The organism is Arthrobacter sp., from assembly GCF_031179385.1.
Taxonomy (GTDB): Bacteria; Actinomycetota; Actinomycetes; order Actinomycetales; family Micrococcaceae; genus Arthrobacter_D.
In genome coordinates, this window is record NZ_JAPSHV010000086.1 from 1 (window position 1) to 12,366 (window position 12,366).

13 protein-coding genes and 1 riboswitch are annotated in these 12,366 nt (G+C 65.8%); of the genes, 10 read left to right on the forward strand and 3 right to left on the reverse strand.

Going from position 1 to position 12,366, the window contains the following annotated elements; all coding sequences use genetic code 11:
- Positions 1-149: 149 nt before the first annotated feature.
- On the reverse strand, positions 150-923 hold the full coding sequence (locus RIF85_RS11625) for a peptidylprolyl isomerase (RefSeq protein WP_309072067.1): 774 nt from the start codon (positions 921-923) through the stop codon (positions 150-152).
- Between the two features lie 217 nt (positions 924-1,140).
- Here RIF85_RS11625 and hisS point away from each other — a divergent pair, with 217 nt between their 5' ends.
- A complete protein-coding gene (gene hisS / locus RIF85_RS11630; RefSeq protein ID WP_309072068.1) occupies positions 1,141-2,478 on the forward strand; it encodes a histidine--tRNA ligase in 1,338 nt (445 codons plus the stop codon).
- Positions 2,479-2,489: 11 nt separating this feature from the next.
- Here the strand turns inward: hisS and RIF85_RS11635 are convergent, their stop codons facing one another.
- The gene (locus RIF85_RS11635) at positions 2,490-3,728 is read right to left on the reverse strand and encodes an amino acid permease (RefSeq protein ID WP_309072069.1); all 1,239 of its coding nucleotides are present in this window, start codon (positions 3,726-3,728) and stop codon (positions 2,490-2,492) included.
- A gap of 113 nt (positions 3,729-3,841) precedes the next feature.
- Here RIF85_RS11635 and aspS point away from each other — a divergent pair, with 113 nt between their 5' ends.
- From aspS to hisF, 9 genes are all read left to right on the forward strand, one after another.
- Entirely contained in the window at positions 3,842-5,644 is a 1,803-nt protein-coding gene (gene aspS, locus RIF85_RS11640) for an aspartate--tRNA ligase (protein WP_309072070.1), read from the forward strand.
- An 83-nt stretch (positions 5,645-5,727) separates the two neighbouring features.
- Positions 5,728-5,866: riboswitch (FMN riboswitch) on the forward strand.
- A gap of 186 nt (positions 5,867-6,052) precedes the next feature.
- Positions 6,053-7,126 carry a bifunctional diaminohydroxyphosphoribosylaminopyrimidine deaminase/5-amino-6-(5-phosphoribosylamino)uracil reductase RibD gene (gene ribD / locus RIF85_RS11645; protein ID WP_309072071.1) on the forward strand — a complete coding sequence of 358 codons (1,074 nt, stop codon included), beginning with the start codon at positions 6,053-6,055 and terminating at the stop codon, positions 7,124-7,126.
- Positions 7,127-7,756: a riboflavin synthase gene (locus tag RIF85_RS11650; RefSeq protein WP_309072072.1), complete on the forward strand. Its 630-nt coding sequence runs from the start codon at positions 7,127-7,129 to the stop codon at positions 7,754-7,756.
- Positions 7,756-8,436, forward strand: a complete 681-nt coding sequence (gene ribB / locus RIF85_RS11655; protein WP_309072078.1) for a 3,4-dihydroxy-2-butanone-4-phosphate synthase — start codon at positions 7,756-7,758, stop codon at positions 8,434-8,436. Before RIF85_RS11650 ends, ribB begins: the two co-directional genes overlap by 1 nt.
- On the forward strand, positions 8,433-9,077 hold the full coding sequence (gene ribA / locus RIF85_RS11660) for a GTP cyclohydrolase II (RefSeq protein ID WP_309072073.1): 645 nt from the start codon (positions 8,433-8,435) through the stop codon (positions 9,075-9,077). The genes ribB and ribA overlap by 4 nt, the downstream gene beginning before the upstream one ends.
- 43 nt (positions 9,078-9,120) lie before the next feature.
- Positions 9,121-9,612: a 6,7-dimethyl-8-ribityllumazine synthase gene (gene ribH / locus RIF85_RS11665; protein WP_309072074.1), complete on the forward strand. Its 492-nt coding sequence runs from the start codon at positions 9,121-9,123 to the stop codon at positions 9,610-9,612.
- Positions 9,613-9,685: 73 nt separating this feature from the next.
- Complete coding sequence (locus RIF85_RS11670) at positions 9,686-9,949, forward strand: phosphoribosyl-ATP diphosphatase (protein ID WP_309072075.1); 264 nt, start codon at positions 9,686-9,688, stop codon at positions 9,947-9,949.
- Between the two features lie 84 nt (positions 9,950-10,033).
- Positions 10,034-10,876 carry an ATP phosphoribosyltransferase gene (gene hisG / locus RIF85_RS11675; protein ID WP_309072076.1) on the forward strand — a complete coding sequence of 281 codons (843 nt, stop codon included), beginning with the start codon at positions 10,034-10,036 and terminating at the stop codon, positions 10,874-10,876.
- Between the two features lie 14 nt (positions 10,877-10,890).
- Positions 10,891-11,661 carry an imidazole glycerol phosphate synthase subunit HisF gene (gene hisF / locus RIF85_RS11680; RefSeq protein WP_309072077.1) on the forward strand — a complete coding sequence of 257 codons (771 nt, stop codon included), beginning with the start codon at positions 10,891-10,893 and terminating at the stop codon, positions 11,659-11,661.
- A gap of 33 nt (positions 11,662-11,694) precedes the next feature.
- Here hisF and RIF85_RS11685 read toward each other — a convergent pair whose 3' ends face one another.
- The gene (locus tag RIF85_RS11685; RefSeq protein WP_309072079.1) at positions 11,695-12,339 is read right to left on the reverse strand and encodes a TIGR03085 family metal-binding protein; all 645 of its coding nucleotides are present in this window, start codon (positions 12,337-12,339) and stop codon (positions 11,695-11,697) included.
- Positions 12,340-12,366 lie beyond the last annotated feature (27 nt).

A 12,366-nucleotide genomic window follows, 5' to 3' on the forward strand; every position in this document is an offset into this window, starting at 1 on the left:
GGCTGCTCGGCAGCGGCACTATCTGTTCCAGTGCTGGGCTGCTCGATCTCGGCCGCTTCGGTTACAGGCGCTTCGTCGGATTTCTGACTGTTTGTCACCGCTAAAAGTCTTTCGCTCGATGGTCGGCCCCAAGGCCGGTCCCGGTTGATTTACTGCAGGGTTAACGAGTCTATCGTCACAGGAGTGGCGGGGGCTCCGTCCTCGCCGCCGCCTTCGACTCCAGCCTCCGCGACCTCCTGAACAGCGTCCAGGCCCGAGGTCACGGAACCCATGATGGTGTACCCGCCCGTGTTCTGTGGAATCTGCGAGTCCTTGTACACGATGAAGAACTGCGTACCGTTGCTGTCCGTGCTCGCTCCGCGCGCCACTGCGATGCTCCCGGCCGGATACAGGCCGTCCGCCGGCGTGTTCTCCACCGGACCCCACTGATAGGCCGGGTCACCCACGCCGTCGCCGTTCAATGAGCCGCACTGCAGTACCCCCATGCTCTTGGCGGTCGTCAGCCGATGACAGGTCTTGCCCTCGAAGAACCCCTCCTCAGCGAGAGAGGAAAAGACAGCCACTGCCTGCGGAGCCACGTTTCCGTCGAGCTCGACGCCGATGTCACCGATGCTGGTGGAAAGTGTGCCCTCGAATACTTTTCCCTCGGCGATAGACGGGTCGGGAATGTTCGCGCTGTTCGGCTCCGCCGTCTCCGTCACCCCGGGACTCTCCTCGAGGGCGTCGATTTCCGCCGCCGTGGGATCCGAACTGAACCAGACCGCTTGCAGGAGGACGGCGAGGGCAAGGGTTGCTGCCGCCGCAATGCCAGCCACTGTGCTGTCCTTCCGGCGGCGTTTCTCCTGTGCGCGCTTCAGCTCGCGGCGTGCTTCGATCTGGCTGATGTGACGGCGCATTTCGCGTCCGCGACGGTCAACGGCCACGCGACCTCCTGTGTCCGACGTTGTTCCAGCACGGTTCCGGCATGGTCTGGCACTTCAGGCGCAGCGCCCTGGGCCGGTTAGCACGGCCCAGCACGAACCCCCTAAAATGAATGCCGCAGACAGTGTAGGCACAGCAGACCGTCCGCCCTACGATTCACCGCAGGATCCCGAGCCATCAGGTTGGGGACACAAGCGTCACCCAAGGAGAGTTGCTTACATGGCACGAAAGTCCTCGTTGTCCGGATTCCCCGAGTGGCTCCCGCAGGAGCGCCTCGTGGAACTGCATGTCCTGGACATCCTGCGACGGACCTTCGAGCTTCACGGCTTCTCCAACGTCGAGACCCGGGCCGTTGAGACAGTGGGTCAGCTGCTCCGCAAGGGCGAGATCGACAAGGAGGTCTACGCCGTATCCCGTCTGCAGGATGAGGACGGATCTGCTCCCGCCGGCGAGGACTCGCTAGCCCTCCACTTCGACCTGACGGTGCCGTTCGCGCGGTACGTCGTCGAAAACGCCGGTTACCTTGCCTTCCCCTTCCGCCGGTACCAGATTCAGAAGGTCTGGCGCGGCGAGCGTCCGCAGGAGGGGCGTGCCCGCGAGTTCACCCAGGCTGATATCGACGTGGTCGGCGACGGCTCACTGCCTTTCCGGTACGACGTCGAAATCGCCCTTGTGATCGCCGAGGCCCTGAGCGCCCTGCCGATCCCTGACTTCCAGCTGCGCGTGAACAACCGCAAGCTCGCAGAGGGGTTCTACCGGGGAATCGGCTTGACCGATACGCCGGGCGTACTGCGGAGCATCGACAAGCTCGAGAAGATCGGCGCAGGCAGGGTCGCGGAACTGCTCAAGGCCGAACTGGGTGCCACCGACGAGCAGGCCAAGGCCGCTCTCAGCCTGGCGGAGATCCGCACCCCGGACACGTCCTTCGTCGAGCGGGTTCGCGCTTTCGGCGTGACGGACCCGCTGCTCGATGAAGGGCTTGCGGAACTCGAGCAGGTTATCGCCGAGGCCTCGAAGCGGGCACCGGGCAAGGTCATTGCGGACCTCAGTATCGCCCGAGGCCTGGACTATTACACCGGCACGGTCTACGAGACGGTGCTGGTCGGCCACGAGGCACTCGGGTCCATATGTTCCGGTGGGCGTTACGACGCGCTCGCGAGCAAGGGCAACCGGACCTTCCCCGGCGTCGGACTCTCCATCGGCGTCACACGCCTGGTCACCCGCATTCTCAGCCAGGAGTTCGCCGCCGCAACGCGGCAGGTTCCGACGGCCGTGCTGGTCACCCTCGCCAATGATGATTCCTGGTCAGCCGCCCAGGACGTCGCTGCCGCGCTGCGCAGCCGTGGCATCCCGGTGGAGGTGGCCGCCTCCGCCGAGAAGTTCGGCAAGCAGATCAAGTTCGCCGACCGGCGGGGCATCCCGTTCGTCTGGTTCACTTCCGAGGACGGCACCCACGAGGTCAAGGACATCCGCTCGGGTGAACAGGTATCCGCAGACCCCCGATCGTGGACTCCGCCCGCCGAGGATCAGTGGCCCGCGGTGTTGCCGCAGGGCTGAAGCATGAGTCTCTAGGCTGAACCCCCGCGCCCCCGCACGAGAATCACCGCGGCGCGGCCCAGAAGCCCGACCAGCAGTATCCCGGTCATGGTGAGAACCGACTGCACCGGGAGGGTGAATGCGAGCACCAGACAGCCCACCACCCCGAGCACGTTCAGGGCCCGTGGCGCGTACCAGGGCCGGGTACGGAGGGTCAGCGCCGACAGGTTGGCTACCGCGTAATAGAGCAGCACACCGAAACTGGAGAAACCCACCACCGTCAGGACGTCGGTTCCCAGCAGCAGGGCAATCACGACGACGGCGATGGCCAGCTCGGCGACGAACGGCGTGGCCCGGCGCGGAGACACCGATCCGAGCACTCGGGGCAGGTCGCCTTCGCGCGCCATGGCAAGCGTGGTGCGGGCGATGCCGCTGATCAGGGCGAGCAGGGCACCCAGGCTCGCGAGCGCAGCAGCAATGGCAACGGCGAGGACCGGTATTGACTGGCCTCCGGTGAAGACTTCGGTGAGTGGGGCGGCCGACTCGGCGAGCATGTCCGGTCCCACTGCCCGAAGCAGGCCGAATGCGAGCAGCAGGTACAGGGCGAGGGTGAACCCCAGTGCCCCGAAGATGGCTCGCGGGATATTGCGTTCGGGTTCGCGCACCTCTTCACCCATCGTGGCAATGCGCGCATATCCGGCGAATGCGAAGAACATGAGGCCCGCCGCCTGCAGGACCCCGGTGGGTCCGGCAGGCGAGGCGCCGCCGTCGTGCGCGTCCTGGGTGAACGCAACCACAATGACGAAGGCGAGCACGGGAACCACGAGTGAAACGATGATGCGTGTCATCATCGCCGTGCGGGTAACACCCAGGAGGTTCACGGCAGTCAGCGCCGCGACCGCGGCCACACCGGCTGCCTTCTCGAAACCGGGGGCGGCGTAGAGCCCGAAAGTGAGCGCCATGGCGGCGCAGGAGGCGAGCTTGCCGGTGATAAAACTCCAGCCGGCGAGGAAGCCCGGCCATTCGCCCAGTTGGCGCCGGCCGTAAGTGTAGGTGCCTCCGCTGACCGGATGCACCGCCGCCAACTGCGCTGACGCCGCGGCATTCGCGTAGGCAATGATCGCGGCAAGGCCGACGGCGAGGGGCAGGAGGGATCCCGCCGCAGCAGCGGCCGGGGAGAAGACGACGAAAACCCCGGCGCCGATCATCGAGCCAATGCCGACCGTCGTGGCATCGAAACCGCCAAGCTGTCTCTTCAGCGCCTGTGGCATGCGCGGGTCCCCGTCCGGTGAATGGTGTGGCCGGGAGCGCGGTGCATCCGGCGGTAAACTCGAACACTGAGCTGTAACTCCACCAACCTTAACCACACACCGGAAGGAATGCTGTGCTGCGCACACATGACCTTGGTTCCCTGCGAACCGGGCACATCGGACAAACCGTTACTCTCGCCGGATGGGTGGCCCGCCGTCGTGATCACGGTGGCGTGGCGTTCCTCGATCTGCGTGATGCTTCCGGGGTTGCGCAGGTAGTGGTGCGGGAAGAAGACGTGTTCTCGACCCTCCGCAACGAGTACGTGCTGCAGATTATCGGCACGGTCGAGAAGCGCCCCGAGGGCAACGAGAACCCCGCCCTGGCCAGCGGCGAGATCGAGGTCATCGCGGAGAAGGTGACCATCCTCAACACGTCTGACCCGCTGCCGTTCCAGATCGACGAGCACGTGGAGGTCGGCGAGGAAGCACGGCTGAAGCACCGTTACCTCGACCTGCGGCGTCCCACACCGAACGCGAACCTCCGCCTGCGCTCCGAGGCCAACAGGGTCGCCCGCGAGCTCCTGCATTCCGACGGCTACGTGGAGATCGAAACCCCGACCCTGACGCGCTCCACGCCGGAAGGCGCCCGCGACTTTCTTGTTCCCGCGCGGCTGGCACCGGGCTCCTGGTACGCGCTTCCGCAGTCGCCGCAGCTCTTCAAGCAGCTGCTTCAGGTCGGCGGGTTCGAGAAGTACTACCAGATCGCCCGCTGCTACCGCGACGAGGATTTCCGCGCCGACCGGCAGCCCGAGTTCACGCAGCTGGACATTGAGGCGAGTTTCGTTGAGCAGGACGACATCATCGCCCTCGGCGAGCAGCTGGTGAAGGCGCTGTGGAAGCTGATCGATGTGGAGATCCCCACACCCATTCAGCGCATGACCTACGCAGACGCCATGGCGCGCTACGGCTCGGACAAGCCGGACCTGCGCTTCGGCCTCGAGCTGACTGAACTGACCGAGTACTTCAAGGACACGGAGTTCGGTGTCTTCAAGGCGTCCTATGTCGGCGCCGTCGTCATGCCCGGCGGCGGCTCCCAGCCGCGCCGGCAGTTGGATGCCTGGCAGGAATGGGCCAAGCAGCGCGGCGCGAAGGGCCTTGCCTACGTGCTGATCGACGACGACGGCGGGCTGCGCGGACCTGTGGCGAAGAACCTGACGGATTCCGAACGGGAGGGCCTGGCAGCTGCCGTCGGTGCAAACCCGGGAGACTGCATCTTCTTCGCCGCGGGGGAGAAGTCGTCCGCACGTGCACTGCTCGGCGCGGCGCGCGTGGAGATCGGCCACCGGACGGGACTCATCGATCCCAAAGCCTGGGCCTTTGTCTGGGTTGTCGACGCACCCATGTTCGAGCCGGCGTCGGACGCCGTCGCGGCCGGTGATGTCGCCGTGGGGTCGGGAGCCTGGACAGCAGTCCACCACGCCTTTACCTCGCCGAAGCCGGAGTACCTCGACTCCTTCGACACTGACCCGGGGAGCGCACTGGCGTACGCCTACGACATCGTCTGCAACGGCAACGAGATCGGCGGCGGGTCGATCCGTATCCACCAGCGTGACGTTCAGGAACGGGTTTTCTCGGTGATGGGAATCAGCCCCGAGGACGCACAGGAGAAGTTCGGATTCCTGCTCGAGGGCTTCAAGTACGGTGCGCCTCCGCACGGCGGAATCGCCTTCGGCTGGGACCGTGTGGTGGCACTGCTGGCCGGAAGCGATTCCATCCGCGACGTGATCGCATTCCCCAAGTCCGGCGGCGGCTATGACCCGCTGACTGCGGCACCGGCGCCGATCACCCCGCAGCAGCGGAAGGAAGCAGGGGTTGACGCCAAGCCGGTTGTGAAGTCGGACGCGAAGCCCGAGGCGAAGCCCGCGGCAGGGGCCTGATCTGCTTCGGGAGGGTGCGGTGGTGCGTGTCACCACCGCACCTTCCTGCACATCCTCAATTATGTGAAACAATGGGCGTCGTAAAACGTGCTCCGGGGTCGGTGTAATTCCGAACCGGCGGTTATAGTCCGCGACCCGCGCGCAGCCCTCACGGGCAGCAAACGGTTGAGCCGGTGAAATTCCGGCACCGACAGTCAAAGTCTGGATGGGAGAAGCGCGTACAGCTACGGCTGTGCTTTGTTGTCGGCTCTTCGCGCCGTCGGCAGCGCCAGCCTTGCCTGTCGTTCCCCGGAGCCTTCACGCGAGCTTGAGGAACGGCATGGATTTTCTGAAGTGGCTCTTCGAAGCCCAGATTGTCATTGGCGGCAGTCATGAGCCTCGCGCCGCCGAGCCTGCGCCGAGCCTGTCATGACTGCATCCGGAAACATCACCGCGCAGGAAATGATGGCGATGGAGCACGCGCTGCTCCTTGCCGGCCAGGGTGTGCGCGGCGCCAATCCGTTGGTGGGCGCTGTCCTCCTCGATGACGACGGCGGCATGGTCGCCACAGGCGCTCATTTCGGTGCCGGAACCGACCACGCGGAGGTCGCCGCACTGAAGAACGCGGCCCTGCACGGAGTCGACCCCGCAGGCTGCACCATGGTGGTGACGCTCGAGCCCTGCAACCACACCGGACGCACGGGGCCTTGCACTGAAGCCATCCTTGCTGCCGGAATCAGCCGCGTGGTGTACGCCGCATCCGATCCCAACCCCGAGGCAGCCGGCGGCGCGTCGCGGCTGGCGGAGAATGGGATCGATGTGGCCGGCGGGCTCCTCGCCGACGCCGCAACGGAACTGAACCGCCGGTGGCTGGACGCAGTGCGGACGCGCCGTCCATTCGTCACGGTCAAGGTGGCACAGAGCCTTGATGCACAGTCAGCCGCGGCCGACGGTTCAAGCCAATGGATCACCGGACCGCATGCCCGTGCGGACGGCCACGCCATCCGCGCCCGGGTTGATGCAGTCCTCGTCGGCACCGGAACCGTCCTTGCAGACAACCCCCGCCTGACTGCGCGGGCGCTCGACGGTTCCGACGCGAACAGCCAGCCGCTCCGGGTCGCCGTCGGTGAGCGGGACGTTCCCGATGACGCGGCGATGCGCGGCCAGGGCTTCATTCACCTGCGGACGCACGACCCCGCCGCAGTACTGGAGGAACTGTATGGGCGGGGCGTGCGGCACGTCCTGGTGGAGGGCGGTCCCCAGCTTGTCGGGGTATTCCTCATGGCGGACCTGGCGGATGAGCTCTTCACCTACATTGCGCCCATGCTCCTTGGTGCCGGTGTTCCGGCCTTCCAGCGCCTTGGGGTGGCAACCCTGGCCGACGCCCATGTGTGGCGTCTGGATCCGGATGGCGCCGCCGCGGTAACCCAGATTGGCGATGACGTCCGTCTGCATTTCAAACCCATAGCGCCGGCACCGGCGTCCTTTGAGAAAGGCTCTTGAGTGTTCACAGGAATAGTTTCCGGGCAGGGCACCGTCACCTCCCTCCGCAGCTCCCCGGACGGCGGCAGCGCGGTGCTTGTGTTCGAGGCCGGTCCCACAGGAGAGGGGCTCGAGCTCGGCGGGTCCATCGCTGTGGACGGGGTATGCCTGACCGCGACCGTCATCGACGACGGCCGAATCAGCGTGGACGTGATGGGGGAGACGCTGAGGCGTACGACAATCGGGGGCCTGACCGAGGGCCGCAGGGTCAACCTGGAACGCTGCGTACCGGCGAACGGCCGTTTGGACGGCCACGTCGTGCAGGGTCACGTCGACGGCGTCGGTACGCTCCTTGAGCGTGAGAACCTCGGCGATTGGGAGCGCCTGCGTTTCAGCCTGCCCGTCCCGCTGGACCGCTATGCGGCCGAGAAGGGATCCATCGCCGTGGACGGCGTTTCACTGACAGTGACGGCCGTGAGCGACGCCGGAACACCCGACCCCTGGTTCGAGGTCGGCCTGATCCCCACAACCCTCACCGAGACCGGCCTGGGGGCAAAGGACATCGGGGATCCCGTGAACCTGGAGATGGACGTCCTGGCCAAATACGCTGAGCGGCTGCTCGCGTTCACCGGAAAGGAAGGCCGGGCATGATGCGCAGCGGCGAGGGCAGTGCCCCGGACACGCAGAGCGGTGCGGTGCTTGAGATAGCGCTTGACCCGGTGGAGACGGCCGTTGCCGCAATGGCTGCAGGCCGTGCCGTCGTCGTTGTTGACGACGCCAACCGGGAAAACGAAGGCGACATCATCTTCGCCGCGCAGTTCGCCACGACGGAACTGACCGCCTGGACCATCCGCTACACGTCCGGTGTCCTGTGCGTCCCGGTAACGGGGGACACGGCGGACCGCCTGCAGCTTCCCGCCATGGTCATCAACAACCAGGACGCCAAGCAGACCGCCTACACGGTTTCGTGTGATGCTGCCGTCGGTGTGAGTACGGGCATCAGTGCAGCGGATCGCGCGCTGACTGCGCGTGTGCTCGCCTCGGCTGCGTCCACGCCCTCGGACCTCACACGGCCGGGCCACATGTTTCCGCTGCGTGCGGTCGACGGCGGCGTCCGTGAGCGGCCTGGACACACCGAAGCCGCGGTCGACCTATGCCGACTGGCCGGGGTGGAACCGGCAGCTGTCATTGCGGAGGTAACCCACGACGACGGCGAGATGATGCGCCTGCCGGCGCTGCGCGAGTTCGCCACCCGCTTCGATGCCCCGCTGATCTCCATCGAGGACCTCGCGGGCTATCTTGCCGTACGCAGTGCAGGAGCCGCCGAATGAGCACAGTCACCGGGGGCCCGGTTGTCACCATTCCGACGCCGTTCGGTCCCTTCACCGCGCAGGCCTGGACTGACACCGCCTCCGGGGTGGAGCACCTCACCATGTCCGCGCCGGGGTCGCGGGCCGACGGAACTCCGCTGGTCCGCATGCACTCCGAATGCCTGACCGGCGATGTGTTCGGCTCCTACCGGTGCGACTGCGGCGAGCAGTTGGAACAGGCGCTCGGACTGGTTCAGGAGCAGGGCGGAACGGTCGTCTATCTGCGCGGCCAGGAGGGGCGCGGCATCGGCCTCGCCAACAAGCTCCGCGCCTACGCCCTGCAGGAAAACGGGGCAGACACCGTCGAGGCGAACGAGCAGCTCGGACTGCCGGTCGACTCACGCGACTACCAGGCGGCTGCCGAGATCCTTACCAACCTCGGCATCCCACGGATTCGGCTGCTGAGCAACAACCCGGTCAAACGCGAGCACCTGGAACGCTACGGGATCGCCGTGGTGTCGATGGTGCCCTCCGAGATTCCGTCCCGCCTCGAGAACCAGCGTTACCTCGAGACGAAGCGTGACCGGCTCAACCACCAGCTGTCGCATCTGGAAGAACGGTTCCATCAGCGCCCCCAGGAGAAGATCGTCCAGCAGAGCTGACGATCCCCCTACCAGCAAACCCCCTCATACCCCAAGGAGAACCATGGCCGGACACGGCGCCCCCACGATTGATGTCACCTCCCTCGCGCAGGGCCGGAATGAGCAGGAGCCGGTTCGGCTCGCGGTCGTCGCGGCCAGCTGGCACACCGCAATCATGGACGGCCTGCTCGACGGCGCCCGCCGTGCAGCAGCTGACGCAGGCATCGAGCCCGACGTGATTCGTGTGCCGGGCAGCTTCGAGTTGCCGGTCGCTGCCGCGAGGCTGGCACCGCACTATGACGCCGTCGTCGCGCTCGGCGTGGTTATCCGCGGGGGAACGCCCCACTTCGACTATGTGTGCCAGGCGGCGACGTCGGGACTCACCGAGGTCAGCGTACGCACCGGAGTGCCGGTGGGCTTTGGTGTGCTGACCTGCGACACGGAGCAGCAGGGCCTCGATCGGGCGGGCCTTGCCGGTTCAAGTGAGGACAAGGGATACGAGGCCACCGTTGCTGCGCTGGCAACGGCCGCGGTGCTTGGGCCCTGGGGCACGTGAGTACGCCTAGAGGTTCGTCACATACGGCGGGCAGGATACGGCGGATCCAGTGGAACCCAGTAACCTAGGCAGAGTGAAATCCTTCGATACCCTCTTTGCCGAGCTGAGCGAGAAAGCTGCCGCCCGTCCGTCCGGGTCGGGCACCGTGGCCGAATTGGACTCAGGCGTACACGGCATCGGCAAGAAAGTTGTCGAGGAGGCTGCCGAAGTATGGATGGCGGCCGAGTACGAGTCGAACGAGGCTGCCGCAGAGGAAATCTCGCAGTTGCTCTACCACCTTCAGGTCATGATGATCGCCAAGGGGCTCACTCTCGAGGACGTCTACAAGCATCTGTAGCCGCGCGCCAGGCTCCTGGTTACCGCGCGGCACACTCCCGCTTTCTGGCAGTCCCAAGGAAACCCTCCTCACTGAAGGAAACCCATGCTTCGAGTTGCAGTCCCCAACAAGGGATCCCTGTCCGAATCCGCGTCCGCGATGCTCGCCGAGGCGGGCTACCGCCAGCGCCGCGATACCCGCGAACTGGTGATGGTGGACCCTGAAAATGAAATCGAGTTCTTCTTCCTCCGGCCGCGGGACATCGCCGTGTACGTCGGTTCCGGAACGCTCGACGTCGGAATCACCGGCCGAGATCTCTTCCTCGACGCGCAGGTGGATGCCGAGGAGCTCCTGCCCCTCGGCTTCGGCGCCTCCACCTTCCGGTTCGCCGGACCGGTAGGAAACTTCGCCTCCGTCGCTGAACTTGAGGGCCGGCGCCTGGCCACGAGCTATGACGGCCTCCTGCGCGCCTTCCTCGCCGAGGAAGGCGTCAATGCGACAGTGGTCCGTCTCGATGGTGCGGTGGAATCCTCAGTGCGCCTTGGCGTTGCGGATGCCATAGCCGACGTCGTGGAGACCGGCAACACCCTGAAGGCAGCCGGCATGGAAATCTTCGGTGAACCGATTCTGCGCAGTGAGGCCGTCCTCATCGGACGCAAGGGGGCAACTCCGGTCGGGCTGGACATTTTGATCCGACGGCTTCAGGGCGTGCTCGTTGCCCGGCAGTACGTTCTGCTCGACTATGACATCCGCAAGGAGCTGGTCGACCAGGCAGCGGCGCTCACCCCCGGCCTTGAGTCGCCGACCGTATCGCCGCTGCGCGACTCCGACTGGGTTGCGGTTCGCTCAATGGTCAAGCGCAACAGCACCAACCAGATCATGGATGAGCTGTACGACCTCGGCGCCCGAGCCATCCTGGTCAGCACCATCCACGCGTGCCGGATCTAGGGCAGGATCGATCGATGAGCGTGGCAATCCGCGTCATTCCCTGCCTTGATGTTGACGCCGGCCGTGTGGTTAAGGGCATCAACTTCGAGGACCTCCGGGACGCCGGAGACCCGGTGGAACTGGCCCACCGCTATGACCGGGCAGGCGCCGACGAACTGACCTTCCTGGATGTCACTGCATCCTCCGGCAACCGGGCAACCACTTTCGACGTGGTTGCCAAAACGGCTGAGGAAGTCTTCATTCCGCTCACTGTCGGCGGAGGCGTGCGGGAGATTTCCGACGTCGACCGCTTGCTGCGTGCCGGCGCCGACAAGGCGTCCATCAACACCGCGGCCGTGGCGCGCCCGCAGGTCATTGATGAGATCACGTCCCACTTCGGTTCGCAGGTGCTGGTGTTGAGCCTTGACGCGCGTCGGACCCACGACGGTTCAACGCCGTCAGGCTTCGAGGTCACCACGCACGGCGGCCGCAAGGGAACCGGGATCGACGCGGTCGCCTGGGCGCAGGAGGCCGCCGACCGGGGTGTCGGAGAGATCCTCCTCAACTCGATCGATGCCGACGGAACGCGTGAGGGCTTCGACCTGGAGATGATCCGCGTGGTCCGGGCTGCGGTGAAGGTACCCCTGATTGCCTCGGGTGGTGCAGGGGAACCAGCACATTTCCCGCCCGCGGTCGCTGCCGGAGCGGATGCCGTACTCGCAGCTTCGGTCTTTCACTTCGGCCCGGTCGATGCGATCGCTGAAGTGAAAAAGGCGATCCGGGACGCCGGTTTCCCCGTTCGCTGAGGACTCGCCGTCCGTTGAGAACGCCCGGGCCGGTTAGAGCCCGACCTCCGCGCTCTCGAGGAGTGCCACGGCGTCGGGCTGTCCTTCGAAAGTGACCAGGGCATGGCGGGTTCGCCCGTGAGCGTGCATGAGGAGTTCACCCGGCTCGCCGACGATCGCAACGGACACCGGCGCACGTTTTGCAACGTGCCTTGGACCGTCAGGCCTCACGAGCACGATGCCCAGGTCGACACCCCGGTAGAGGATGGCGGCGCGCTTGATCAGCTCGTCCCAGAGTGCGTTCGAGTAGTCCTCGTCCAGCGCCCGCGGTGCCCATCTGCTGGTTGCCCGGCGCACGTCTTCGGTATGCACGAAGTACTCGATGAGGTTGGTGCTGGTGTCGATGGACTGGAAGCGCATCGGTGAGTAGAACGGGTGGCCCTTGCGGAAGTCGTTGACCAGTTTCTCGTAGGCCGGCGTGGATGCGCACTTGGCGCCGAGCTTCCGCGTTGCCTTCTCCGACACGACGGACAGCGGCTTGATGAGTGCCCCTATTCCGACGCTGGGCTTGTGTCCCCGGAGGTACAGGTGTGCAGCCAGTTCCTTGGTCTGCCACCCGTCGCACAGCGTGGGGGAGTGAGGACCGGCCGCAAGCAGGGTTTCGGCGAGGACTTCACGGGAGGGATCAACGAAATGCATCACTGTTGAAAATAGCATGATGGGCCA